This window comes from Lacisediminihabitans sp. (assembly GCF_036404185.1).
Classification (GTDB): domain Bacteria; phylum Actinomycetota; class Actinomycetes; order Actinomycetales; family Microbacteriaceae; genus Lacisediminihabitans.
On sequence record NZ_DASWPB010000228.1, the window covers coordinates 1 to 23504 of the forward strand.

At 69.7% G+C, this 23504-nt stretch carries 27 protein-coding genes; 23 read left to right on the forward strand and 4 right to left on the reverse strand.

The features are described 5' to 3' along the window. Nucleotides 1-189 precede the first annotated feature (189 nt). Entirely contained in the window at nucleotides 190-891 is a 702-nt protein-coding gene (gene lexA, locus VGC18_RS15825) for a transcriptional repressor LexA (protein WP_331099163.1), read from the reverse strand. A 259-nt stretch (nucleotides 892-1150) separates the two neighbouring features. On the opposite strand from lexA, the gene VGC18_RS15830 reads away from it, so the two are divergent. The 7 genes from VGC18_RS15830 to VGC18_RS15860 all read left to right on the forward strand — a co-directional run bounded on the left by VGC18_RS15830 (nucleotide 1151) and on the right by VGC18_RS15860 (nucleotide 5897). Beyond that, complete coding sequence (locus tag VGC18_RS15830) at nucleotides 1151-1597, forward strand: LysM peptidoglycan-binding domain-containing protein (RefSeq protein WP_331099165.1); 447 nt, start codon at nucleotides 1151-1153, stop codon at nucleotides 1595-1597. A gap of 73 nt (nucleotides 1598-1670) precedes the next feature. Then, nucleotides 1671-2765 carry a histidinol-phosphate transaminase gene (locus VGC18_RS15835; RefSeq protein ID WP_331099167.1) on the forward strand — a complete coding sequence of 365 codons (1095 nt, stop codon included), beginning with the start codon at nucleotides 1671-1673 and terminating at the stop codon, nucleotides 2763-2765. Continuing rightward, the gene (gene hisB / locus VGC18_RS15840) at nucleotides 2762-3367 is read left to right on the forward strand and encodes an imidazoleglycerol-phosphate dehydratase HisB (RefSeq protein WP_331099169.1); all 606 of its coding nucleotides are present in this window, start codon (nucleotides 2762-2764) and stop codon (nucleotides 3365-3367) included. Before VGC18_RS15835 ends, hisB begins: the two co-directional genes overlap by 4 nt. A 2-nt stretch (nucleotides 3368-3369) precedes the next feature. Further along, on the forward strand, nucleotides 3370-4011 hold the full coding sequence (gene hisH, locus VGC18_RS15845; RefSeq protein WP_331099171.1) for an imidazole glycerol phosphate synthase subunit HisH: 642 nt from the start codon (nucleotides 3370-3372) through the stop codon (nucleotides 4009-4011). A 50-nt stretch (nucleotides 4012-4061) separates the two neighbouring features. Continuing rightward, the gene (gene priA / locus VGC18_RS15850) at nucleotides 4062-4811 is read left to right on the forward strand and encodes a bifunctional 1-(5-phosphoribosyl)-5-((5-phosphoribosylamino)methylideneamino)imidazole-4-carboxamide isomerase/phosphoribosylanthranilate isomerase PriA (RefSeq protein WP_331099173.1); all 750 of its coding nucleotides are present in this window, start codon (nucleotides 4062-4064) and stop codon (nucleotides 4809-4811) included. Beyond that, nucleotides 4811-5572 carry an SseB family protein gene (locus VGC18_RS15855; RefSeq protein WP_331099175.1) on the forward strand — a complete coding sequence of 254 codons (762 nt, stop codon included), beginning with the start codon at nucleotides 4811-4813 and terminating at the stop codon, nucleotides 5570-5572. The genes priA and VGC18_RS15855 overlap by 1 nt, the downstream gene beginning before the upstream one ends. A gap of 37 nt (nucleotides 5573-5609) precedes the next feature. After that, a complete protein-coding gene (locus VGC18_RS15860) occupies nucleotides 5610-5897 on the forward strand; it encodes a hypothetical protein (RefSeq protein WP_331099177.1) in 288 nt (95 codons plus the stop codon). Between the two features lie 7 nt (nucleotides 5898-5904). On the opposite strand, the gene VGC18_RS15865 is transcribed toward VGC18_RS15860, so the two are convergent. After that, complete coding sequence (locus VGC18_RS15865) at nucleotides 5905-6276, reverse strand: DUF1844 domain-containing protein (protein ID WP_414672904.1); 372 nt, start codon at nucleotides 6274-6276, stop codon at nucleotides 5905-5907. A 301-nt stretch (nucleotides 6277-6577) separates the two neighbouring features. On the opposite strand from VGC18_RS15865, the gene infC reads away from it, so the two are divergent. The 15 genes from infC (at nucleotide 6578) to VGC18_RS15940 (ending at nucleotide 21790) form a co-directional block, all read left to right on the forward strand. After that, nucleotides 6578-7564: a translation initiation factor IF-3 gene (gene infC, locus VGC18_RS15870; RefSeq protein WP_414672905.1), complete on the forward strand. Its 987-nt coding sequence runs from the start codon at nucleotides 6578-6580 to the stop codon at nucleotides 7562-7564. Between the two features lie 37 nt (nucleotides 7565-7601). Continuing rightward, nucleotides 7602-7796 (forward strand): 50S ribosomal protein L35, encoded by a 195-nt coding sequence (gene rpmI / locus VGC18_RS15875; protein ID WP_331099179.1) that lies wholly within the window; start codon nucleotides 7602-7604, stop codon nucleotides 7794-7796. A 28-nt stretch (nucleotides 7797-7824) separates the two neighbouring features. Beyond that, entirely contained in the window at nucleotides 7825-8211 is a 387-nt protein-coding gene (rplT, locus tag VGC18_RS15880; RefSeq protein ID WP_331099181.1) for a 50S ribosomal protein L20, read from the forward strand. A gap of 105 nt (nucleotides 8212-8316) precedes the next feature. Then, nucleotides 8317-9117, forward strand: a complete 801-nt coding sequence (locus tag VGC18_RS15885) for an RNA methyltransferase (RefSeq protein ID WP_331099183.1) — start codon at nucleotides 8317-8319, stop codon at nucleotides 9115-9117. A 245-nt stretch (nucleotides 9118-9362) separates the two neighbouring features. Next, nucleotides 9363-10415 carry a phenylalanine--tRNA ligase subunit alpha gene (pheS, locus tag VGC18_RS15890; protein WP_331099185.1) on the forward strand — a complete coding sequence of 351 codons (1053 nt, stop codon included), beginning with the start codon at nucleotides 9363-9365 and terminating at the stop codon, nucleotides 10413-10415. Further along, on the forward strand, nucleotides 10415-12904 hold the full coding sequence (gene pheT / locus VGC18_RS15895; RefSeq protein WP_331099187.1) for a phenylalanine--tRNA ligase subunit beta: 2490 nt from the start codon (nucleotides 10415-10417) through the stop codon (nucleotides 12902-12904). The genes pheS and pheT overlap by 1 nt, the downstream gene beginning before the upstream one ends. A gap of 215 nt (nucleotides 12905-13119) precedes the next feature. Continuing rightward, nucleotides 13120-14163 (forward strand): N-acetyl-gamma-glutamyl-phosphate reductase, encoded by a 1044-nt coding sequence (argC, locus tag VGC18_RS15900; protein ID WP_331099189.1) that lies wholly within the window; start codon nucleotides 13120-13122, stop codon nucleotides 14161-14163. Continuing rightward, nucleotides 14160-15311 (forward strand): bifunctional glutamate N-acetyltransferase/amino-acid acetyltransferase ArgJ, encoded by a 1152-nt coding sequence (gene argJ, locus VGC18_RS15905; RefSeq protein ID WP_331099191.1) that lies wholly within the window; start codon nucleotides 14160-14162, stop codon nucleotides 15309-15311. The genes argC and argJ overlap by 4 nt, the downstream gene beginning before the upstream one ends. Next, nucleotides 15311-16210, forward strand: a complete 900-nt coding sequence (gene argB / locus VGC18_RS15910; RefSeq protein WP_331099193.1) for an acetylglutamate kinase — start codon at nucleotides 15311-15313, stop codon at nucleotides 16208-16210. The genes argJ and argB overlap by 1 nt, the downstream gene beginning before the upstream one ends. Beyond that, nucleotides 16207-17397 (forward strand): acetylornithine transaminase, encoded by a 1191-nt coding sequence (locus VGC18_RS15915; RefSeq protein WP_331099195.1) that lies wholly within the window; start codon nucleotides 16207-16209, stop codon nucleotides 17395-17397. Before argB ends, VGC18_RS15915 begins: the two co-directional genes overlap by 4 nt. Then, the gene (argF, locus tag VGC18_RS15920) at nucleotides 17394-18320 is read left to right on the forward strand and encodes an ornithine carbamoyltransferase (protein WP_331099197.1); all 927 of its coding nucleotides are present in this window, start codon (nucleotides 17394-17396) and stop codon (nucleotides 18318-18320) included. Before VGC18_RS15915 ends, argF begins: the two co-directional genes overlap by 4 nt. Before the next feature lie 58 nt (nucleotides 18321-18378). Next, nucleotides 18379-19578, forward strand: coding sequence for an argininosuccinate synthase (locus VGC18_RS15925; RefSeq protein ID WP_331099199.1), 1200 nt, complete (start codon nucleotides 18379-18381; stop codon nucleotides 19576-19578). Nucleotides 19579-19584: 6 nt separating this feature from the next. Further along, nucleotides 19585-21036 (forward strand): argininosuccinate lyase, encoded by a 1452-nt coding sequence (argH, locus tag VGC18_RS15930; protein WP_331099200.1) that lies wholly within the window; start codon nucleotides 19585-19587, stop codon nucleotides 21034-21036. Further along, on the forward strand, nucleotides 21033-21179 hold the full coding sequence (locus tag VGC18_RS15935; protein WP_331099202.1) for a hypothetical protein: 147 nt from the start codon (nucleotides 21033-21035) through the stop codon (nucleotides 21177-21179). Before argH ends, VGC18_RS15935 begins: the two co-directional genes overlap by 4 nt. Continuing rightward, complete coding sequence (locus VGC18_RS15940; protein ID WP_331099204.1) at nucleotides 21179-21790, forward strand: DNA-3-methyladenine glycosylase; 612 nt, start codon at nucleotides 21179-21181, stop codon at nucleotides 21788-21790. Before VGC18_RS15935 ends, VGC18_RS15940 begins: the two co-directional genes overlap by 1 nt. Before the next feature lie 8 nt (nucleotides 21791-21798). On the opposite strand, the gene VGC18_RS15945 is transcribed toward VGC18_RS15940, so the two are convergent. Together VGC18_RS15945 and VGC18_RS15950 are read right to left on the reverse strand one after the other, a co-directional pair. Beyond that, complete coding sequence (locus VGC18_RS15945) at nucleotides 21799-22374, reverse strand: hypothetical protein (protein WP_331099206.1); 576 nt, start codon at nucleotides 22372-22374, stop codon at nucleotides 21799-21801. Beyond that, nucleotides 22371-23009 carry a DNA-binding protein gene (locus tag VGC18_RS15950; protein WP_331099208.1) on the reverse strand — a complete coding sequence of 213 codons (639 nt, stop codon included), beginning with the start codon at nucleotides 23007-23009 and terminating at the stop codon, nucleotides 22371-22373. The genes VGC18_RS15945 and VGC18_RS15950 overlap by 4 nt, the downstream gene beginning before the upstream one ends. Nucleotides 23010-23109: 100 nt before the next feature. Between VGC18_RS15950 and VGC18_RS15955 the strand changes: the two genes are divergently transcribed. After that, a partial coding sequence (locus tag VGC18_RS15955; protein ID WP_331099210.1) for a DUF817 family protein occupies nucleotides 23110-23504 on the forward strand: 395 nt, incomplete at its 3' end.

The window sequence follows — 23504 nt, forward strand, 5'->3', positions numbered from 1 at the left end:
CATCCGGGCTCACCGGGCCGAGGCGACCATGCTGCGGGTCTGCGGGAGGGCTGCACCCCGGTCATCGGGGGCGCGTCGCTCCCGGGGATGCGCACGCGCGATCCGAGGATCTCGCCGACGGCGCGGAACTCGCGCTCGGCATCCTCCCGTGCCACGGCGCGCCGGATCGCGACGCCGGGGTACGGGCGCTCAGAGGGCGCGCAGCACCGTGACGACCTTGCCGAGCACGGTCGCCTCGTCGCCGAGGATGGGCTCGAACGCCGAGTTGCGGGGGAGCAGCCAGGTATGGCCGTCGCGTTGCCGGAACACCTTGACGGTCGCCTCGCCGTCGAGCATCGCGGCGACGATCTCGCCGTTCTCGGCGGTCTTCTGCTGCCGCACCACGACGAAGTCGCCGTCGCAGATCGCCGCGTCGATCATGGACTCGCCGACCACCTTGAGCATGAAGAGCTCGCCCTTGCCGACGAGCTGCCTCGGGAGCGGGAATACCTCGTCCACCATCTCCTCCGCGGTGATCGGGATGCCCGCCGCGATGCGCCCGACGAGCGGGACCATCGCCGCGTCCCCGATCGGGGTGGGGTTGTCCGAGACGACCCCGCCGCCCTCCTGCTGCAGATCGATGAGCACCTCGAGGGCGCGCGGCCGGTTGGGATCCCTGCGCAGGTATCCGCTGAGCTCCAGCTGGTTCAGCTGGTGGGTGACGCTCGAGAGGGACGAGAGCCCGACGGCGTCCCCGATCTCCCGCATGCTGGGCGGATAGCCGTTGGTGGCCACCGCACGCTGGATGACGTCGAGGATGGCGAGCTGCTTGTCGCTCAGGCTCTTGCGGCGGCGGGTGCCCGGTTTCTCCTGCAGCGGGCCGGCCTCGCGCGCCGGGTTGTCGTCAGCCATGTTCCGCCCCTTCGGCAGCAATGTCGGTGGTGTCTGGTGAAGTGATGTCCAGACACTCGAAACTGTATCCACCGTGGGCCGGATAAACAAACATGTGTTCGAGTGTCGTCGATATCGGTGGAGAGAAAAGACGAAGATGGACTTGAAATTTCGAAATCTCGAAGGTATGTTCGGAACAAAGCTTCGTATCCGGCGCTCCCGGCCGAGCGCCGGATACGAAAACCCCGTGAGGTACGAAAACCCCGTGAGGAGGGGAACGATGAGTGCAGTGACCGTAGGTGTGGTACCGGCAGGCGCCACGATCCGTTCCGCGGGGCGACCTCGCTCGGCCTCGCAGACCCGTTCGGCCGCGCAGGCCCGCTCCGCAGCCCGGGGCGCCTCTGCGACGCACGGCGGGGTGCGCCTGCGTCTGACCAGGAGGGGGCGGGTCGTTCTCACGACCCTTGCCGCCCTGCCCCTGGTGATCGCCGCCTTCGCCTTCGCGCTCAACGGTGGCGGTGCGACGGCCACCGATCACGCCGGGTCGACGACGTTCGAGCACGTGACGGTGCAGTCCGGGCAGACGCTGTGGCAGCTGGCGGGGGAGATCGCGCCCTCCGCGGATCCTCGTGACGTGATCACGGCGATCGTGCAGCTCAACAACCTGGGCAGCGGGGACGTGCAGGCGGGCGAGCAGCTGGCCATCCCGGCGGAGTACACGAACTGACGGATGTGCCGGGCCGCCCGGTGGCGGTTCCTGTGGGCGTCGTCGTCGGTCGCCGACGCCCTAGCATTGACGGGTGGCCAGTCTCAACGATCTCCCCATCCGCGACGACCTGCGCGGCCTGACGCCGTATGGGGCCCCGCAGAAGCACGTCCGTATCGAGCTGAACGTCAACGAGAACACGCATCCGATTCCGGAGGATGTGGCGACGGACATCGTCACGGCGATCGCGGAGGCCGTTCTCAACGTCAACCGGTATCCGGACCGTGAGTTCACCGCCCTGAGGGAGAGCCTCGCGGCCTACCTCGGCACCGGACTGACCAGGGACAACATCTGGGCGGCGAACGGCTCCAACGAGGTGCTGCAGCAGATCCTCCAGGCGTTCGGCGGCCCCGGACGAAGCGTCCTGGGCTTTCCCCCCACCTATTCGATGCACTCCATCATCGCCAGGGGCACGGGAACACGGTGGCTGGCGGGCGAGCGCGACGAGAACTTCGAGATCTCCCCGCGGACAGCCGTCGACTGGATCGAGAGGACCAGGCCGGACCTCGTCTTCTTCTGCTCTCCCAACAACCCGACGGGCACGCCGCTGTCCCTGGAGACGATCGTCGCCGCGTATGAGGCGACGGACGGCATCGTCGTCGTCGACGAGGCATACGCCGAGTTCGCTCCGGCCGGACTGCCGACGGCGCTGAGCCTGCTCGAAGGCCGGGAGCGGCTCATCGTCTCGCGCACCATGAGCAAGGCCTTCGCCTTCGCCGGTGCGCGGCTCGGGTACCTCGCGGCCGACCCGGCCATCGCCGACGCCCTCCGCCTGGTGCGCCTGCCCTATCATCTGTCCGCGCTGACCCAGGCCGCCGCGACGGCCGCCCTCGCCCACAGCACGGAGATGCTCGCGATGGTCGACGACATCAAGTCCCAGCGCGACCGGCTGCTCGTCGAGCTGCCGGAGCTGGGCTATCCCGCCTGGCCGAGCTGGTCGAACTTCGTGCTGTTCGGAGGGGTCGCCGATCCGCACGCCGTGTTCGAGACCCTTCTCGACCAGGGCATCATCATCCGCGACCTCGACATCCCCCATCACCTGCGGGTCACGGCGGGCACCGCGGCGGAGACGACGGCCTTCCTCGAGGCCATGGCCGGTCTCGGCGCGATCGGTAGGATTGGCGCATGAGCATCGAGCGGGTGGCGCACCTCAGGCGCGAGACGAGCGAGTCGAGCATCGACCTGGCTCTCAACCTCGACGGAACCGGCTCCTCCGAGATTCACACCACCGTCCCGTTCTTCGATCACCTGCTCACCGCCTTCTCCAAGCACTCGCTGATCGACCTGGAGGTGCGGGCGAGCGGTGACACCGAGATCGACGTGCACCACACGGTGGAGGACGTCGGCATAGTCCTGGGCAGGGCGATTCGGGAGGCGCTCGGCGACAAGGCGGGCATCGGTCGCTTCGGTGACGCCCTGGTCCCCCTCGACGAGGCGCTCGTGCAGGCCGTGGTCGACGTCTCCGGACGCCCGTACCTCGTGCATTCCGGTGAGCCGGCCGGCTTCGAGTTCCACCTCATCGGCGGCCACTTCACCGGGTCTATGGTGCGCCACGTCTTCGAGGCGATCACGGTCAACGCCGGCCTCACGGTCCACATCACGGTGCTCGGCGGTCGTGACCCGCATCACATCGCCGAGGCCGAGTTCAAGTCGTTCGCCCGTGCCCTCCGCCAGGCGGTGTCGCCTGACCCCCGGGTGAGCGGCATCCCCTCCACCAAGGGCGCACTCTAGCCGTGGGCCGGCCATCCGTCGTCGTCCTCGACTACGGCAGCGGCAACGTCCACTCGGCCGCGAAGGCCCTCGAGGCCGCCGGTGCGGAGGTGGAGCTCACCGCCGATCGACGGACGGCGATGGCCGCCGACGGGCTCGTCGTGCCGGGGGTCGGCGCCTTCTCAGCGGTCGTCGACGCATTGCACGCGGTGAACGGCGCCGAGATCGTCGATCGCCGGCTGGCCGGCGGACGTCCCGTGCTCGGCATCTGCGTCGGCATGCAGGTGCTGTTCGACCGCGGCGTCGAGCGCGGTCTCGAGACGGAGGGTCTCGGCGAATGGCCGGGCACGGTCTCCCGCCTGGATGCGCCGATCCTGCCGCACATGGGCTGGAACACCGTGGATGCCCCGGCGGATTCCGTGCTCTTCGACGGCATCGCCGATCAGCGGTTCTATTTCGTCCACTCCTACGCCGCGGCCGACTGGAGCCTGGAGGTGACCGCGCCGTTCCCGCAGCCGCGCCTGACCTGGGCGGAGCACGGCACCCGGTTCCTCGCTGCTGTGGAGAACGGACCCCTGTCGGCGACCCAGTTCCACCCGGAGAAGTCGGGGGAGCCGGGTATCCGCCTGCTGTCCAACTGGATCTCCTCCCTGCGCGGCAACTGACCATCGCGCAGACCCGCGCACCAGCGGCCTCCCGGCCGGGAAACGGCACCATGAACGACCTCACCACAACTCCGTCCCTCACCCTCCTGCCCGCCGTGGATGTCGCGGACGGCAAGGCGGTGCGCCTCACCCAGGGGGTGGCGGGCAGCGAGACGAGCTACGGCGATCCCGTCGCCGCCGCCGTCGACTGGGTGTCCCAGGGTGCGAAATGGATTCACCTGGTCGACCTGGACGCCGCCTTCGGTCGCGGCGACAACCGCGCCCTGATCGGCGAGGTCATCGACCGGGTGGGCGGCGACGTGCAGATCGAGCTGTCGGGAGGCATCCGCGACGACGCGAGCCTGAAGGCCGCGCTCGCCACCGGCGCCAGGCGGATCAACCTCGGCACCGCGGCGCTGGAGAACCCCGATTGGGCCGCGCGCGTGATCGGCGAGTTCGGCGAGGCGATCGCCGTCGGCCTCGACGTCAGGGGCACCACCCTCGCCGCCCGCGGCTGGACCCAGGAGGGAGGCGACCTGTTCGAGGTGCTGGATCGCCTCGAGGACGCGGGATGCTCGCGCTACGTCGTCACGGACGTCACAAAGGACGGCACCCTGCAGGGACCCAACCTCGAACTGTTGCGTCGGGTCGCGGAACGCACCGACAGGCCGGTCGTCGCCTCCGGCGGGATCTCGAGTCTCGCCGATATCGCGGACCTCAGAGCGCTCGTCCCGTACGGGGTGGATGCGGCGATCGTCGGCAAGGCCCTCTACGCCGGTGCGTTCACGCTGGCCGAGGCGCTGGAGGTCGCGGGCAGCTGATGGCCGGCACGGATTCGGCCGGGGTGCCCTGGCAGGGCAGGCACTTCGACCACAACGACTTCTCCGGTGACGACGGATCCGCACCAGAGCGTCTCATCGAGGCGATCCGCCGCTTCCGCACCCGCGAGGTCGGCGAGCTCGAGGTCGTCGACGCCTTCCGCGGTTCCCGGCTGCTCATCCCGCTGGTCGCGAGACTCGGGGAGGGCGATGTCGGCGAGCACGGACACAGAATCGACAAGAGCGCGGAGCTCTCGATCGTGACCGTCGCCGGCCCGGACGGACGGGACGTGATGCCGGTGTTCAGCTCTGTGGACACCATGCGGGCCTGGAATCCGACGGCGCGGCCGGTTCCCGCCGATGCCGTCCGGGTGGCGCTCGCCGCCGCGAACGAGGACACGGAGCTCGTGGTCCTCGACGCGACCTCGCCGACCGAGTTCGTCATCCGTCGTCCCGCGCTCTGGGCGATCGCACAGTCCGGGGCCTGGAAGCCCAGCTACCTCGACCGCGAGGTGCTCGCCGAATTCGTCGCCTCGGCCGAGCCGGAGCCCGCGGTCTCCGCCGTGGTGCTCGATGCGGGAGACCCGGATGCCCGACTGGCCGGCCCGGAGCTGCTGGTCGGCCTCGCCGTCAGGCCGGGCCTGGAACGGGCAGAGCTGGACGGGCTGCTGTCCAGGCTGCAGGAGCGGTGGGGCGCGAGCCCGCTGCTGACCGCGCGGGTGGACTCGATGCGGGTGCGGGTGACCGCGGCCTCCGAGGACTGATCGCCCGGTCCGCAGGAGCCGGGTCTACGCTGTCAGCATGGCGGACAGGGGATGGCTCTTCGACGGGGAGCCCGGTGAGCCGGGGCGGCAGCAGCAGCCTGCGCCTCGCCGTTCGTCCCCCTCGCGCGGACGCGCGGTCTACCGGTGGCTCAACGTGCTTTTTGTCGTGGTCCTGCTCGGCATCCTGGTCGGTGCCGGGTCGCAGCCCTGGTTCCTCGCGATCGCGATCGCCTGGGTCGTTCTCGGGGTGATCGTCACCGTGCGGGCGAGACGACGCCAGGGTCCGCCACCGAGCCTCTTCGACGACGACCCGCCGCGTCGGTGATCGCGGGTCAGCTGACCGGGCCCGTCCACTTCTCCCCGGCGCCGAAACCCGGCGCGTCCGGGATGGGGGAGGCCTCGCGGAAGGCCAGCTGCACCGACCGCAACCCGTCCCTGAGGGCGCGGGCGTGCTGGTCGCCGAGGTCGGGGGCGCTGGCCGTCACCAGTCCGGCGAGGGCGTTGATGAGCTTCCTCGCCTCGTCGAGGTCGAGCTGGTTCTCCGGGTCGTCTGCCAGGCCGCACTTGACCGCCGCGGCGCTGAGCAGATGAACGGCCACCGTGTTGATGACCTCGATCGCCGGTACCTCGGCGATGTCGCGCGCGGCGCCGAGTTCGGGGGCCGTCTCATCGCCGAGGGAGTGGTTGTGCTGGCTGTCGCTCACTGGGCTCTTTCTGCTACACTGGACGCTGGCTTCGAGGCGTGAAATGCGTCTCGAAACGAAAGTGGAGATTCTCCCACCCGCGCTTGACCGCTTCTTAAGGTTACCGGGTTGTTGCACCCCGCCAGGGTCCACGCGAGTGGTCAGGGTAGCCAAAGGGTGTCGTGCCGAGTGAACCGAGAAGAATCGGATGCCCGGTGCGTGAATCTTCTCCTTCGTCTCGGTTCGGCATCCCGCCGATTCGCCCCGGCCGACAGAACCGACTAAGGAGTTACGCATCAGCGATCCCCGTACCAATGACCGAATCCGCGTACCGGAGGTCCGACTTGTTGGCCCAGGTGGCGAACAGGTCGGTGTTGTGCGCATTGAAGACGCTATTCGTCTTGCCCAGGAGGCAGACCTGGATTTGGTTGAGGTTGCTCCCAATTCCAAGCCTCCCGTCGCCAAGATCATGGATTTTGGCAAGTTCAAATACGAGACCGCGCAGAAGGCCAAGGAGGCCAAGCGCAATCAGTCGAACACCATCCTCAAAGAGGTGCGCTTCCGACTGAAGATCGACGTCCACGACTACGAGACCAAGCGCAAGCGCGCCGAGGGCTTCCTGCAGTCCGGTGACAAGGTCAAGGCGATGATCCTGTTCCGCGGTCGCGAGCAGTCCCGTCCGGAGCAGGGTGTCCGCCTTCTCCAGCGCTTCGCCGAAGACGTGTCGGAGTTCGGCACGGTCGAGTCGAGCCCGACCATCGACGGTCGCAACATGGTGATGGTGATCGGTCCGCTCAAGACCAAGGCGGAGGTCAAGGCAGAGCACGACGCCAAGCGCGTGTCGACGAAGCCGCCTCGTGCCGAGCGTCCCGCGCAGGCGCCCGTGGCGGCGGCGCCGACCGCGGCTCCCGCGGCGCAGGCGCCCGTGGCGACGCCGGTGGTGGCTCCTGTCGAGACCGCGCCGGTCGCGTCAGCGCCCGTTGCACCCGCGCCCGTCGTCCCCGCCGTGTCGGATGCCCCGGCGCCCGCCGCCGCGAAGGCCGCTCCGGCCGCCGCGCCGAAGGCCGCGGCCGCCGCTCAGCCCGCTCCGGCGCCCGCCGCGAAGGCCGCTCCCGTCGCCGCGCCGGCCCAGAAGGCGGCGGCACCCGAGCCGGCCAAGACGCCCGCGCCGAAAGCCCCCGCCTCGAAGGTCCCGACGCCGAAGGCTCCGCAGCCGACGACCGCCAAGCCCACCCCGAGGCCCGGATCGGCGCCGAAGCCCAGCGCCATTGCCCCCAAGACTGCACCAGCAGATGTGACGACCGATTAGTCGCTAATCGCGTCGAGTAGCACGAACAAGGAGAGAGATGCCCAAGCAGAAGACCCATTCGGGGACCAAGAAGCGCTTCAAGGTCACCGGCAGCGGAAAGATCATGAAGCAGCAGGCCGGCATGCGCCACAACCTGGAGTCGAAGTCGGGTCAGCGCAAGCGCCGTCTCAACCAGGACGAGCAAATCGCCCCGGCCAACGTCAAGGCGATCAAGAAGCTTCTCGGCAAGTAACGCCGACGCGAACCGAAGGAAGAGAAAAATGGCAAGAGTAAAGAGGGCCGTCAACGCCCACAAGAAGCGTCGGGTCATCCTCGATCGCGCATCCGGTTACCGCGGTCAGCGTTCGCGCCTCTACCGCAAGGCGAAGGAGCAGGTCACCCACTCCCTCGTCTACGCCTACCGTGACCGTCGTGCCCGCAAGGGTGACTTCCGTCGCCTGTGGATCCAGCGGATCAACGCCGCCTCCCGTGCGAACGGCCTCACCTACAACCGTCTCATCCAGGGTCTGAACCTGGCGGGCGTCGGCGTCGATCGTCGCATCCTCGCCGACCTGGCGATCACCGAGCCGGCCACCTTCGCGGCTCTCGTCGCCACGGCGAAGGCCGCGCTGCCCGCGGACACCTCCGCCCCGAAGGTCGTCGCCTAGGCATCCCTCGTCCCCCAAAAGGCCCGGTCACACTCCTGTGACCGGGCCTTTTGTCTGCGGCGTGCTGGAAACGGTCTTTCCGCGAGCTCCCCCTAGGATTGGGGCGTGCTCGATAACCCCCGCTCACCGCGTGTGAGAAGCGTCGCCAAACTCGCCAAGCGAGAGGCCCGCGCCACGACAGGTCTGTTTCTGCTCGAAGGCCCCCAGGCCGTCGCGGAGGCGCTGACCTTCCGGCCGCAGCTGGTCGTCGAGCTGTATGCCACGCCCACGGCGATCGAGCGGTACACCGACATCGCCCAGGCCGCGGTGGACGCGGGAGTCGACATCGAGTTCGTCACGGAGCATGTGCTCGACGCCATGGCCGACACGGTCACCCCGCAGGGCATCATCGCGGTCTGCCACCAGTTCCCGACCTCGGTCAAGGACATCCTGCGCGACGGCCCAAAGCTCGTCGCGATCCTCGAGGAGGTGCGGGACCCCGGGAACGCGGGCACCATCATCCGGGCCGCGGATGCCGCGGGCGCGGACGGCGTGATCTTCACCGGCCGCAGCGTGGACCTGTACAACCCCAAGGTGGTGCGCGCATCCACCGGGTCGATCTTCCATCTGTCGGTGGCCGTCGGCGCCGAGCTCGAATCCGTGCTCGAACGGTCGCGCGAGGCGGGGCTCACCGTCCTCGCCGCCGACATCAAGGGGGACGACCTGCTCGAGGCCCGCCGCGACGGAACTCTCGCCCGGCCGACGGCGTGGCTGTTCGGCAACGAGGCCAGGGGCCTCTCGGACGAGCACTTCGCGCTCGCCGATCGAGCGATCACCGTGCCGATCTACGGTCACGCGGAGTCGATGAATCTCGCGACGGCCGCGTCCGTCTGCCTGTACGAGAGCGCCTTCGCCCAGCGCGACTGACCGGCGCGATGTGCCCGGCGGACGACGTGCCTGTCCCGCCTCCCGCGCATAACTCCTGCAATCCTTCCCCGCACCCGGCGTGCATCCCGTGTCCACGGCACCGCGAGGGCTCCGGCAGCAAGAAGTGCAGGAGTTGTGCACGGAGAGGGCACGGGGTCGTGTGCCACCGCTGCCGCGTCGCGCGGCACGGACGCGCTGGCGACCGCCGCGAAGCGAGCGATCCCGGTGCATTAAGCTTGTGACCCGTGTCAGACCCCCGCACCCAGCCCCCGCTCATCACCGAGGCGGCCGTCGACGCCGCGGTCGGCGCGGCCCTCTCGGCCATCGCCGCGGCGCCCGATCTCGCCTCGCTCAAGTCGGTCAAGACCGAGCATCTCGGGGAGGCCTCGGCGCTCGCGAAGTTCAACGGCGCCCTGAGGGACGTTCCGCCGGCCGACAAGGCCGCCCTCGGGAAGCTCGTCGGTCAGGCCAGGGCGCGGGTGAACCGGGACTTCGCGGCCAGGGAGGCCGAACTGTTCGCGGCGGAGGAGACCGCGAGGCTCGCCGCGGAGGCGGTCGACGTCACAGCGCTCCCCTCGCGGTGGACCCCAGGGGCCAGACATCCGCTCTCCCTCCTGCAGGAGGTCATCGGCGACGTCTTCGTCGGCATGGGCTGGGAGATCGCGGAGGGCCCGGAGCTCGAGAACGAATGGTTCAACTTCGACGCGCTCAACTTCGACGAGGACCACCCGGCCCGCGCCATGCAGGACACCTTCTTCGTCGATCCGGTCGACTCCCACCTCGTCCTGCGCACCCAGACCAGTCCGGTCCAGATCCGCTCGCTGCTCACCCGTGAGCTGCCCGTCTACGTGATCTCGCCCGGCAAGGTGTTCCGCACCGACGAGCTCGATGCGACGCACACGCCCGTCTTCCACCAGGTGGAGGGCATCGCGATCGACCGGGGGCTCACGATGGCCCATCTGCGGGGCACCCTCGAGCACTTCGCACGCCTGATGTTCGGCCAGGAGGCGAAGATCCGGCTGCGCCCCAACTACTTCCCGTTCACCGAGCCGAGTGCCGAGATGGATGTCTGGCAGCCGAACGCCAAGGGCGGCGCGCGCTGGGTGGAATGGGGCGGATGCGGCATGGTCAATCGCAACGTGCTCAGGGCCGCCGGCATCGACCCGGACGAATACCAGGGCTTCGCCTTCGGCATGGGCATCGAGCGCACCCTGCAGTTCCGCAACGACCTCAACGACATGCGGGACATGGTCGAGGGCGATATCCGCTTCAGCGAGCAGTTCGGGATGGTGGTCTGATGCGAGTTCCGATCGGTTGGCTGCGCGACTTCGTCGACGTGCCGAAGGGAGCGACGCCGGAGGACGTCCACGCCGCCCTCGTCAAGGTGGGCTTCGAGGAGGAGGACGTCCACGGCTTCGAGGTGAGCGGACCCATCGTGGTCGGCCAGGTGCTTGAGTTCACCCCGGAGCCGCAGACCAACGGCAAGACCATCAACTGGTGTCTGGTCGACGTCGGGGAGAGCGAGCCGCGCGGCATCGTCTGCGGTGCGCACAACTTCGTGGCGGGCGACAAGGTCGTCGTCACGCTCCCGGGTGCCGTGCTCCCCGGCCCATTCCCCATCGCCGCCCGCACGACCTATGGACACGTCTCCGACGGCATGATCGCCTCCGCCAGGGAGCTCGGCCTCGGCGAGGAGCACGACGGCATCCTTCGCCTGGCGTCCCTCGGCCTGGACCCGGAGGTCGGGACGGATGCCGTCGCGCTGCTCGGACTGGACGACTGGGCGGTGGAGATCAACGTCACCCCCGACCGCGGTTACGCCCTCTCCATCCGCGGCGTCGCGCGGGAGTACTCGCACTCGACCGGGCTCGAGTTCCGCGACCCGGCGTCGGCCGCGACGCCGGTTCCGGCATCCGGCTTCCCGGTGACCATCGCCGACCGGGCGCCCATCCGCGGCCGGATCGGCGCATCCGTCTTCGTCACCAGGGTGGTGCGCGGCGTGGACCCCGGACGGCCCAGCCCCGCCTGGATGGTCGGCCGCCTCAAGCTGGCCGGAATCCGCTCGATCTCCCTCCTGGTCGACATCACCAACTACGTCATGATCGAGCTGGGGCAGCCCATCCACGGGTACGACCTCGACCGGCTCTCCGGCGGGCTCGTGGTCCGACGCGCGGGCGAGGGCGAGACGCTCGTCACCCTCGACGGCACGCGACGCGCCCTGCACCCGCAGGACCTGGTCATCGCCGACGACTCCGGCGCGATCGGCCTCGCCGGGGTCATGGGCGGCGAGGCGACGGAGATCGGCCCGTCCACCACGAGCGTGCTGATCGAGGCCGCCACCTTCGACCCCGTCTCGATCGCCCGTACCGCCCGCAGGCACAAGCTGCCGAGCGAGGCATCGCGGCGGTTCGAGCGAAGCGTCGACCCCCTGGTGGCGGAACCCGCCGCGGCTCGGGTCGTTCAGCTGCTCGAGGAGCTGGCCGGCGGGCACGCGGACGAGCTCGGCTCCAGACACTACGCCGCCGAGGATCCTCGGCCCATCGAGCTGCCGACCGGCTATGTCAACGACCTCGTCGGCACGGACTACTCGCTCCAGGAGGAGCGCTCGGCGCTGACGGCCATCGGCTGCGCCATCGAACCAGGCGAGCTCGGCGTCGTGGTCACGCCCCCGAGCTGGCGCCCGGACCTCACCGACAAGGCCACCCTCGCCGAGGAGGTCGCGCGCATCGTCGGGTACGAACGCATCCCGGCCGTCCTCCCGGTGGCTCCGCCCGGTCGCGGGCTGACCCGCGAGCAGCGCCTGCGGCGTTCGGCCGCCCAGATGCTCGCGGCCAACGGGCTGGTCGAGGTGCTCTCCTCACCCTTCGTCGCCGCGAGCTCAAACGCCAGCTTCGGCTCGCCGGCGGGGGCGACCGCCGCCATCCGGCTCGCCAACCCGCTCGACGCCGAGGCGCCGTACCTGCGCACCTCCCTGATCCCCGGCCTCCTCGAGGTCGCCAGGCGAAACCTGTCCCGCGGGCTGGTCGACCTCGGCCTGTACGAGCTCGGCTCGGTGTTCCGGCCGGAGGCCGGCCGACGCTACGGTAGCGGGCCGCTGCCCTCCGGTGTTCGCCGGCCGAGCGACGGCGAGCTGGCCGAGCTGCTGGAGAGCATCCCGCCACAGCCGTTGCACGTCGCCGCGCTCCTCGTCGGGACCGCCGTCCCCAAGCAGCCCGGTCAGCAGGAGGTCCATCGGGGACTGCCCGACGCGCTCGACGCCGCCAGGCAGGTCGCGGCGGCGGTCGGCCTGGAGCTCGTGATCCGGCAGGGACGGCATCAGGCGATGCACCCCGGCCGCACGGCGGAGCTGTTCGTGGGCGACCGCCCGGTCGGCTTCGCGGGAGAGCTGCTCCCGGCGCTCGCCGAGGAACTCGACCTGCCCAGGGTGACCGCGGTCGTCGAGGCGGACCTCGGCCTGCTCATCGACCTGGCCCCCCGCGAGGTGCAGTCGAGCACGATCGCGAGCCTTCCGGCGGCGACGCAGGACCTGTCGCTCGTGGTGCCGATCGACGTCCCGGCGGGCGACGTGCTCGCCGCGGTCATCGAGGGATCCGGCCCGCTGCTCGAGCACGCGAGGATCGTGGACGACTATCGAGGACAGGGCGTCCCCGAGGGTGCCAGATCCCTCACCTTCGCCCTCCGCTTCCGGGCGAGGGACCGCACGCTCACCGCCGCGGAGGCGAGCGACGCCAAACTGGCCGGCGCGGCCCTGGCCGGGGAGCGATTCGGCGCGACGGTGCGGGAGTGACCCGTCGATGGATTGGCGCTATGCTCGATCCCGTGGACAACAGCCGCATGACCGGATGGACCGAGCGACGCGTGACAGCGCGACGCGGTCTCGGCGTGCGCGGCGAGCGAGTGAGGGCGACCCTTCGCGACTGAGCGGTGCCATCTGGTACATCGGTTCTCAGCGAGGGCGTCGCCGCATCATCCTCGTCCATCCCACTCAATAAGGGAGAACCCATGTCCTATTCCGTTGCCGTGGCCGGTGCCAGCGGCTACGCGGGCGGAGAGTTGCTCCGGCTCCTCTCGCAGCATCCCGATTTCACCGTCACCACCGTCACGGCCTTCCAGAACGCCGGGCAGGAGCTGCTCGACGTCCAGCCCCATCTGCGTTCCCTCGGCCACCTCCGGCTGGAGGAGACGACCGCGGCCGGCCTCGCCGGTCACGACGTCGTCTTCCTCGCGCTTCCGCACGGCAAGTCGGGCGAGCTCGCGGCCGAGCTCTCCGGCGACAGTCTCGTGGTCGACTGCGGAGCCGATCATCGGCTGACGGATGCGGAGGACTGGGCCGCGTTCTACGGCGGCGACTACTTCGGCTCGTGGGCATACGGTGTCCCCGAGCTGCCCGTTGGCGCCGGCCGGCAGCGTGAGGCCCTGATCGGGGCGACCCGCATCGCCGCCCCCGGCTGCAATGCCAGCACGGTCGCCCTCGCCCTGGCACCCGGCATCGCCGCGGGTGTCATCGAGGAGAGGGACCTGGTCGCCGTCCTGGCCGTCGGACCCTCTGGCGCGGGCAAGAGCCTCAAGCTGCAGAATCTCGCGGCGGAGGTGCTCGGTTCGGCGAATCCCTACGCCGTGGGCGGGGTCCACCGGCACATCCCGGAGATCCAGCAGAGCCTGAGGGCCGCCGGAGCGACCGCGCCGACCATCTCGTTCACCCCCGTCCTCGTCCCGATGTCCAGGGGCATCCTCGCGACCTCGACCGCCCGCCTCGTCCCCGGCACCTCGCCCGCCGACGTGCGCGCGGCCTGGGAGGCCGCCTACGCCGACGAGCCGTTCGTCCACGTGCTGCCCGCCGGACGGATGCCGCGCACCGCGGACGTGCTCGGTGCGAACACGGCGCTCATCGGCCTCGCCGTCGACGAGGCCGCCGGCCGCGTCGTCACCGTCACGGCCGTCGACAACCTGGTCAAGGGCACCGCGGGCGCCGCCATTCAATCGGCCAACGTCGCGCTCGGGCTCGACGAGACGAGCGGCCTGCCGCTGGACGGAGTCGCACCATGAGCGTCACGCATCCACTCGGCTTCGAGGCCGCGGGCGTCGCCTCCGGCCTCAAGTCCAAGGGCGGGAAGGACGTCGCCCTGGTCGTCAACCGCGGTCCGGCTCTGGCCGCCGCCGCCGTCTTCACGAGCAACCGGGCGAAGGCCAATCCGGTGATCTGGTCGCAGCAGGCGATCTCGGACGGGCTCATCACCGCGGTCGTGCTGAACTCCGGCGGCGCCAACTGCTACACCGGGGCCGCGGGCTTCCGGGTCACGCACTCGACGGCGGAACACGCGGCATCGCTCCTCGGCGCCTCGGCCGGCGACATCCTGGTCTGCTCGACCGGGATCATCGGCGAACAGCTCGACCTGGCCAAGGTCACCGCCGGGCTGACGGAGGCCGCCGCGCTCCTCGACTCCGAGGGAGGAGAGGATGCGGCCGTGGCCATCATGACCACGGACACGCATCCGAAGCAGGCCGTCGTCGCGCGCGACGGCTGGTCGATCGGCGGCATGGCGAAGGGCGCGGGGATGCTCGCCCCGGGCCTGGCCACGATGCTCGTCGTCATCACGACCGACGCCGACCTGTCGTCCGACCAGCTGGACACCGCGCTCCGGGGTGCCACGCGAGTCACCTTCGACCGGCTGGACTCCGACGGCGCCATGTCGACGAACGACACCGTCGTCCTGCTCGCCTCCGCGGCATCCGGCATCGCCCCCGACCCGGCCGGGTTCGCCGAGGCCCTCCACGAGCTGTGCTCCGATCTCGCCGCGCAGCTGCAGCAGGACGCCGAGGGCGCAGCCCACGACATCACGATCGAGGTCGTGGGCGCGGCGACGGAGGACGAGGCGGTCGAGGTCGGCAGGGCCGTCGCGCGGAACAACCTGTTCAAGACCGCGGTCTTCGGCAACGACCCCAACTGGGGAAGGGTGCTGGCCGCCGTCGGCACCACCCACGCGGCCTTCGACCCCTACGACATCGACGTCAGCATGAACGGCGTCCGTGTGGCCCACGCCGGGGAGCCGGACCAGTCGCGCGATCTCGTGGACCTGACCGGGCGCGCCGTCCACGTGCTCATCGATCTGCACGCGGGAGAGGCGACGGCCTCGATCCGGACCAACGACCTCACCCACGACTACGTGCACGAGAACAGCGCGTACTCCAGCTGATGGATGCCGACACGGAAGAGGCTTCTGCCAAGGCGTCCGCCCTCATCGAGTCGCTGCCCTGGCTCCGTCTGTACCAGGGCTCGACGGTCGTCATCAAGTTCGGCGGCAACGCCATGATCAACGAGGACCTCAAGCGCGCCTTCGCCGCCGACATGGTCTATCTTCGCCAGGTCGGGGTGTTCCCCGTTGTGGTGCACGGCGGCGGCCCGCAGATCTCGGCCGAGCTGGAGCGGCGCGGCATTCCGAGCGAGTTCCGCGGCGGCCTGCGCGTGACGAGCGCAGAGGCGCTGGAGGTCGTCCGCGAGGTCCTGACGAGCCGGGTCGGCCCCGAGCTCGCGGCGCTCATCAACGAGTACGGCGACCTGGCCGAGCCGATCTCCGGCGAGACCGACGGTCTGTTCGTCGGCACCCGCCGCGGAACGACGATCGACGGGGAGGAGATCGACCTCGGACTCGTCGGCGACGTCACCGCGGTCGACCCGTCCGTGGTGCGTGCGATCGTCGACGCCGGACGCATCCCCGTCGTCTCCTCCATCGCGCCGGAGGGCGGCCATCCGGGGCGCTCGCTCAACGTCAACGCCGACGCGGCCGCCTCGTCGCTCGCGGTCGCGCTCGGTGCCGCGAAGCTCATCGTCCTCACGGACGTCGCCGGTCTCTACAGCGACTGGCCGAACCGCGACTCCCTGGTGTCCGTCATCGATGCACCGCGGCTGCGTTCGCTCCTGCCGACGCTCGAATCGGGGATGATCCCGAAGATGACGGCGTGCCTGGATGCGGTCGACGGCGGGGTGCACAACGCATCCATCATCGACGGGCGCGTCCCGCATGCGATCCTGCTCGAGGCGTTCACCGCGGAGGGCAACGGGACACAAGTGATCTCAGGAAAAGAGGAGTCGTGAACAGCACAGACGATTGGCGGCAGCGCTTCGGCGGGGCCATGATGGGCTCGTATTCCCCTCCGCTGGCCATGCTGGTCCGCGGTCAGGGAGCCCACGTCTGGGACATCGACGGCAAACGCTACCTCGACTTCCTCGCGGGCATCGCGGTGAACGCGCTCGGACACGCGCATCCGGCGCTCGTGGATGCGGTGAGCGCCCAGGTGGCCACCCTCGCGCACGTGTCGAACTACTTCTCGACCCCTCCCCAGCTCGAGCTGGCCGAGCGGCTGCTCCGGATCACCGGAGCGGGCGAGGGCGGACGGGTGTTCTTCTGCAACTCGGGCACCGAGGGCATCGAGGCCGCGATCAAGCTCGCCAGGCTGAACCGCGGCGACGGATCGCGCACGCGCATCCTCTCGCTGGTGAACTCGTTCCACGGACGCACCACAGGCTCGCTCGCCCTCACCGGAAAGGCCGCGCTGCGGGAGCCCTTCGAGCCGCTGCTTCCGGGCGTCGAGCACATCGAGAGCACCCTCGAGGCGCTCGAGGAGGCGATCGACGACACCGTCGCCGCGCTCGTCGTCGAGCCGATCAAGGGGGAGGCCGGGGTGCTCGACCTCCCGGAGGGCTTCCTGGAACGGGCGAGGGAGCTGACCGCGCAGCACGGCGCCCTGCTGATCCTCGACGAGATCCAGACCGGCGTCGGTCGAACCGGCACCTGGTTCGCCTTCCAGCAGTACGACTTCCAGCCGGATGCGCTCGTGCTCGCCAAGGGGATAGCCGGGGGAGTGCCGATCGGCGCCCTGGTCACCTTCGGCTGGGCATCCGACCTGTTCACACCGGGGCAGCACGGCAGCACCTTCGGCGGCAATCCGCTCGCGACCGCGGCCGGGAACGCCGTCCTCGGAGAGATCGAGCGTGCCGGCCTCATCGGGAACGCCGGGAGGCTGGGGGAGAGGCTTCGGACCATCGTCGCCGAGATCGGATCGCCGCTGATCACCGAGATCCGCGGTCAGGGAGCCCTTATCGGGCTCGGTCTCTCCGCGCCGGTCGCCGCCGATCTCGCCGCCGCCGCCCTGCGCGCCGGGTTGATCGTCAATGCGCCGAATCCATCCAGCATCCGGATCGCACCACCCCTCATCGTCGGCGAGACGGAGCTCGAGGAGTTCCGTCTGCTGTTCACCCAAGCCCTGGAGGCCCTCTCATGACCCGACATTTCCTGCGCGACGACGACCTGACCCCGGAGGAGCAGTCGGCCGTTCTCGACCTTGCGGCCGAGCTGAAGAAGGACCGGTTCGGCACCCGGCCGCTCGCCGGTCCTCGGACCGTCGCGGTCGTCTTCGACAAGTCCTCCACCAGGACGCGCGTGTCCTTCGCCGTCGGCATCGCCGAGCTCGGCGGAATGCCGCTCATCATCAGCACCGCCAACAGCCAGCTCGGCGGCAAGGAGACGGCCTCGGACACCGCCAGGGTCCTCGAGCGCCAGGTCGCCGCCATCGTCTGGCGCACCTTCGCCCAGTCGGGGCTGGAGGAGATGGCTCGCGGCACGACCGTTCCGGTGATCAACGGGCTGTCCGACGACTTCCATCCCTGCCAGCTGCTCGCCGACCTGTTGACGATCCGGGAGCACCGCGGGGAGCTGAAGGGCCTCACGGTCGCCTTCGTCGGCGACGGGGCGGACAACATGGTGCATTCCTATCTGCTGGCGGGGGCGACGGCGGGCATGCACGTCCGCATCGCCTGCCCGGAGGGCTATCTGCCCCAGCCGTCCGTGGTCTCCGATGCCGAGGCGATCGCCGCGGGAACGGGGGGATCGATCGCGATCGTCACCGATCCGGCCGAGGCGGTTGCCACCGCGGACGTCGTCGTGACGGACACCTGGGTCTCGATGGGCAAGGAGGACGAGAAGGCGCAGCGCCTCATCGACCTCGCCCACTACCGGGTGGACTCCGAGCTCATGGCCCTCGCCAAGCCGGACGCCCTGTTCCTGCACTGCCTGCCTGCCGACCGCGGCTACGAGGTGACCCCCGAGGTCATCGACGGCCCGCAGAGCGTCATCTGGGACGAGGCGGAGAACCGCCTGCACGCCCAGAAGGCCCTCATGGTCTGGCTGCTCCAGCAGCAGGCCTGACCGCTCGTCCGCGACGCGGCACCATAAACTCGATACGAACAACACAAGGAGAAAACACATGGCGGAACGCGTTGTCCTCGCGTACTCTGGCGGACTCGACACCTCGGTGGGCATCGGCTGGCTGAGGGATGCGACGGGCAAAGAGGTCGTCGCGCTCGCCGTCGACGTGGGGCAGGGCGGCGAGAACATGGAGGACGTGCGTCAGCGCGCCCTCGACTGCGGGGCCATCGACGCCATCGTCGTCGACGCGAAGGAGGAGTTCGCCAACGACTTCCTCATGCCGGCCCTCAAGGCCAATGCGCTCTACCAGAAGCGGTACCCCCTGGTCTCCGCGCTCAGCCGTCCGGTGATCGCCAAGCATCTCGCGATCGTCGCCAAACGGCTCGGTGCCGACAGCGTGGCCCACGGATGCACAGGCAAGGGCAACGACCAGGTGCGGTTCGAGGCCGCCGTCGCGGCCCTCGCTCCGGAGCTGAAGAGCATCGCCCCGGTGCGCGACCTCGCCCTCACCCGCGACAAGGCGATCGTCTACGCCAACGAGCACAACCTGCCCATCCGCCAGAGCGCGGCGAACCCCTACTCGATCGACAAGAACGTCTGGGGTCGCGCGGTGGAGACCGGGTTCCTCGAGGACCCGTGGAACGCTCCCATTGAGGACCTGTACGAGTACACGCAGGATCCGACCATCGCTCGTGAGGCCGACGAGATCACCATCACCTTCCAGGCAGGCATCCCGGTCGCGATCGACGGTGTGGCGCTCAGCCCGCTCGCCATCGTCGAGAAGCTCAATCAGCTGGCGGGCAAACACGGCGTCGGCCGCATCGACGTGGTGGAGGACCGCCTCGTCGGCATCAAGAGCCGCGAGGTCTACGAGGCTCCGGCGGCGCTCGCCCTCATCGCCGCGCACGAGGCGCTCGAGAGCCTCACGCTCGAACGGGACCTGAACCGCTACAAGCGCGGGGTCGAGGTCGAGTGGTCGAATCTCGTTTACGACGGGCTCTGGTTCTCGAGCCTGAAGCGCTCGCTGGACGTGTTCATCGACGACACCCAGAAGTATGTGAGCGGCGACATCCGCCTCAAGCTGCAGGGCGGTCGCGCCGTGGTGACCGGGCAGAAGAGCGAACAGAGCCTGTACGACTTCAATCTCGCCACCTACGACACCGGCGACACCTTCGACCAGTCCCTCTCGAAGGGCTTCATCGAGATCTGGTCGCTGCCGAGCAAGATCTCGGCTCGCCGCGAGCTGTCGGGGGAGTAGCCGCCGATGGCGAGTTCGGGCACGGCGGACGGCGCCCGTCGGCGGGCGGGGACGACGGGGGAGGGTGCGCTGTGGGGCGGCCGCTTCTCGAGCGGCCCGTCTCCCGAGCTCGCCCGGCTGAGCAAGTCGACGCAGTTCGACTGGCAGCTCGCCCCCTATGACATCGCCGGGTCGAGGGCCCACGCCAAGGCGCTCGCCGCGGCCGGATATCTCACCGAGGCAGAGCTGACCGGGATGCTGGATGCCCTCGACCGGCTCCTGGAGGCGGTCGAGGGCGGCGGCTTCGCCGAGCGGGAGAGCGACGAGGACGTGCACGGCGCCCTGGAGCGCGGACTCATCGAGATCGCCGGGCCGGAGCTCGGCGGCAAACTGCGCGCGGGTCGCAGCCGCAACGATCAGATCGCCACGCTCATCCGGCTGTACCTGCTCGACCACGGGAGGGCCATCGCCCACCTGGTGATCGACCTGGTTGATGCGATCGCCGCCCAGGCGGAGGCGCATCCGGATGCCGCGATGCCGGGCCGCACGCACATGCAGCACGCGCAACCGGTCCTCCTCGCCCACCACCTCCTCGCCCATGCCTGGCCGCTCGTGCGCGACCTGGAGCGGTTGCGGGACTGGGCGGCACGGGCCGCGTACTCCCCGTACGGCGCCGGTGCCCTGGCGGGCAGCTCCCTCGGGCTCGATGGCGCCCTCGTCGCCGAGGAGCTCGGCCTCATCGCCCCCACCGAGAACTCGATCGACGCGACCGCGAGCAGGGACGTCGTGGCGGAATTCGCCTTCGTCACCTCGCTCATCGGCATCGACCTGTCCCGCTTCGCCGAGGAGGTGATCGTGTGGAACACCCGCGAGTTCGGCTTCGTGACCCTGCACGACTCGTTCTCGACCGGTTCATCGATCATGCCGCAGAAGAAGAACCCCGACATCGCCGAGCTCGCCCGTGGGAAGGCCGGGCGCCTGATCGGCAACCTGACCGGGCTGCTCGCGACCCTCAAGGGGCTTCCCCTCGCCTACAACCGCGATCTGCAGGAGGACAAGGAGCCGGTATTCGACTCCGTCGAGACGCTCGAGGTGCTGCTTCCCGCCTTCACCGGCATGATCGCGACGCTGACCTTCAACACCGAGCGGATGGCGGAACTCGCGCCGCAGGGCTTCTCCCTTGCCACCGACGTGGCGGAGTGGCTGGTCACCAAGCGGGTGCCGTTCCGTGAGGCGCACGAGATCAGCGGTGCCCTGGTGAGCTTCTGCGAGGAACGCGGCCTCGAGCTGGATCAGCCGACGGATGCCGAACTGTCGGCGATCTCCCCGCACCTCACACCGGAGGTGCGCACCGTGTTGACCGTCGCCGGGTCCATCTCGAGCCGGACAGGGGCGGGAGGGACCGCGCCCGTCCGGGTCGCGGAGCAACGTGCCGCGCTGACGCGGCGTATTCGCGAACTGGAGGAACAGCTGCCATGACCTTGAGCAAAGACAACCGCAAGAAGCGCGAGCCGCAGACCCACGGCCAGAAGGTCCTGATGTGGTGCATCTTCGGCGTCGCCGCCGTGCTCGCGATCATCGCGATCGTCCTGCTGATCGTGAGCGGCGCGCCGCTCTTCTAGTGTTCGATCGTCAGCTCCTGATGTCGCCGGCCACGGAGGCGGCCCCGCTGCTGCTGGGCGCCATCCTCACGCGGCAATCGGACGAGGGACCGGTGTCCGTGCGAGTGACCGAGGTCGAGGCCTATCTCGGTTCCTTCGACCCCGGCTCACACGCCTTTCGCGGCCGGAGCAGGCGCACCGAGGTCATGTTCGGCGAGCCGGGTCGCCTGTACACCTACTTCACCTACGGGATGCACGTCTGCGCGAACGTCGTCTGCTCGCCGAGCGGCACGGCGTCGGCGGTGCTGCTGCGTGCTGGCGAGGTGGTCGAGGGGCTGGACCTCGCCAGGGCGCGGCGGACGACGAGCAAGACCGACGCCGACCTGGCCCGCGGTCCGGCTCGGCTGGTCGTCGCGCTCGGGATATCCCTCGCCGACGGGGGAGCGGATCTCGCCGAACCGCCGTTCGAGCTGACCCTCGCGGCGCATCCACCGGTCTTCGAGGCCGGCCCGCGGACCGGCGTCTCCGGCGACGGCGGAACGGATGCCTTCCCCTGGCGGTTCTGGCTGCCGGGCGAGGCGAGCGTCTCCCCGTACAAGGCCCACACCCCCAAGCGCAGGCGGGTCGGTTAGGCGCCGGCTCAGAAGGCGAAGAGCGCCGCGCAGGCACCCGCCCAGACCAGGCTGACGAGGGTGCCGATGATGAATCGTTCCCGGGTCTCCGGGCTGTCGAGCTCGCTGAACCGGCCGAGGCCCTTGATGGCGATGAGCGCGGCGACGATCTCCCAGTGCCCGACGGCGACGGCGGTCAGCACCACCAGTCGCTCGAGGTAGCCGATGGTCGTCCCGCCGCGCAGGACCTCCCGCTGCGGGGACTCGTGACCCTCCTCGGAGACGAGGATGCCGCCGTGGGTGCCGTTCATCACGGAGGCAGTGCCGGAGCCCCTGTCGGCGAAGTCGAGGACGGCCACCGTGATCGGGTTCCCGGCGACGACGCCGAGCGCCGCGGCGGCGAGGGCGGCGATCACCGTCAGGGTGTGAACCGGCGGGGGAACGACGATGCCGAACACGATGGCGCCGAGGCCGATCGCGACGGGAGCGGCGCACCAGAGCGCCAGCGCGGGCCGATGCCGACGGCCCGCGATCACGGCCAGTGCCACGGCGGCGAGCAGCACCAGAGGCACGAGGATCCAGACGGCGATTCTGAGGAATGTCATGCTGTCGGTTCTTCCTTCCCGGTGTCGGCCTCCGCGAGCAGGTTCCCGATCGCCGGGATCGCCGCGAGCTCGTGACGGATGGCCGCGGCTCGTGCGCGTTTGCTCGCGGCCTGGGGGGTGATGCCGAGGCGACCCGCCGCCTCGGCCTGGGTCCGGCCGGGGACCATGAGGTCGTAGAGCTCCCAGCCCTGCGGGCTTCGTCGCGCCCTGACGAACAGCAGGAGGTCGACGAGCGCCTCGATGTCCTCCGCACGGTGATCGTCGTCCGGACCCCGGAGGGCGAAGCGGCCGTCGCGTTTCTTGGCGGCGTCGACGGCGTCCCGCGCCGCGACGAAGGCCGGCCCGTTCGCCTCTCTGGCATGGGCGGGCAGCGGGAGGTTGACGGTTCCGTAGCCGCAGCCGACGCTCCATCCGCCCGTCCTGGTCAGGTCGAGGACGATCGCCAGGGTGGCGGCAGCGTCCTCCAGGAGGAGCTGGATCTCGTCGCCCGCCGTCCGGTCGACGGGGAGCAGCAGGTCCGACCCCCAGGAGGCCTCGATGCCGAGCATGGTCGCCTCGGCGATGTCCTCGGTGTGGCGACTGTCGACCTGGTCGGCGGTGATGACGAACACGGGATCCCCTCGATCAACCCTCACGGGGTTATCAGTTCCCTATCAAGCCTAATCGGTTGATATCGGTTCGGACAAGCCCCGATGGTTGACGCGGGGATGGCCGTCGCTCGGCTAGCCTGGGCCGGTGGAGGAGCCGGGAGAGTCGGGAGAAGGCGCCTTCACCTCCGTCGAGCGGTTCATCGACGACCGGGCGCGCCGACTGCTCACCCGCGCCCCGCACAATCGCCTCTGGACGGCGATCGTCGAGTTCCTCGTCTTCGTGCTCAAGCAGGGCTGGGCATCCATCTTCGGCGCGGCGATGCTGGCTGTGCTCCTGGCCACCAGGCTCTGGTACCCGGATCATCTCTGGCTCGCTCGCAACGACTTCGTGACCGTCGTCGCGGTGATCATCCAGTTGCTCATGGTGGTCTTCCGGTTGGAGACGCTGCGGGAACTGCGTGTCATTGTGCTGTTCCATCTCGTCGGCACGGGGATGGAACTGTTCAAGACCAGCGTCGGATCCTGGGCGTACGAGGGTCC

Bases quoted from the DNA above. Each gene is read 5' to 3' on its own strand.
- argB (WP_331099193.1), top strand. From the start codon at position 15,311: ATGGATGCCGACACGGAAGAGGCTTCTGCCAAGGCGTCCGCCCTCATC.
- rplT (WP_331099181.1), top strand. From the start codon at position 7,825: ATGGCAAGAGTAAAGAGGGCCGTCAACGCCCACAAGAAGCGTCGGGTC.
- argC (WP_331099189.1), top strand. From the start codon at position 13,120: ATGTCCTATTCCGTTGCCGTGGCCGGTGCCAGCGGCTACGCGGGCGGA.
- argJ (WP_331099191.1), top strand. From the start codon at position 14,160: ATGAGCGTCACGCATCCACTCGGCTTCGAGGCCGCGGGCGTCGCCTCC.
- VGC18_RS15925 (WP_331099199.1), top strand. From the start codon at position 18,379: ATGGCGGAACGCGTTGTCCTCGCGTACTCTGGCGGACTCGACACCTCG.
- lexA (WP_331099163.1), bottom strand. From the start codon at position 891: ATGGCTGACGACAACCCGGCGCGCGAGGCCGGCCCGCTGCAGGAGAAA.
- argF (WP_331099197.1), top strand. From the start codon at position 17,394: ATGACCCGACATTTCCTGCGCGACGACGACCTGACCCCGGAGGAGCAG.
- priA (WP_331099173.1), top strand. From the start codon at position 4,062: ATGAACGACCTCACCACAACTCCGTCCCTCACCCTCCTGCCCGCCGTG.
- VGC18_RS15855 (WP_331099175.1), top strand. From the start codon at position 4,811: ATGGCCGGCACGGATTCGGCCGGGGTGCCCTGGCAGGGCAGGCACTTC.
- VGC18_RS15935 (WP_331099202.1), top strand. From the start codon at position 21,033: ATGACCTTGAGCAAAGACAACCGCAAGAAGCGCGAGCCGCAGACCCAC.
- hisB (WP_331099169.1), top strand. From the start codon at position 2,762: ATGAGCATCGAGCGGGTGGCGCACCTCAGGCGCGAGACGAGCGAGTCG.
- rpmI (WP_331099179.1), top strand. From the start codon at position 7,602: ATGCCCAAGCAGAAGACCCATTCGGGGACCAAGAAGCGCTTCAAGGTC.
- pheT (WP_331099187.1), top strand. From the start codon at position 10,415: ATGCGAGTTCCGATCGGTTGGCTGCGCGACTTCGTCGACGTGCCGAAG.
- VGC18_RS15830 (WP_331099165.1), top strand. From the start codon at position 1,151: ATGAGTGCAGTGACCGTAGGTGTGGTACCGGCAGGCGCCACGATCCGT.
- VGC18_RS15945 (WP_331099206.1), bottom strand. From the start codon at position 22,374: ATGACATTCCTCAGAATCGCCGTCTGGATCCTCGTGCCTCTGGTGCTG.
- argH (WP_331099200.1), top strand. From the start codon at position 19,585: ATGGCGAGTTCGGGCACGGCGGACGGCGCCCGTCGGCGGGCGGGGACG.
- VGC18_RS15860 (WP_331099177.1), top strand. From the start codon at position 5,610: ATGGCGGACAGGGGATGGCTCTTCGACGGGGAGCCCGGTGAGCCGGGG.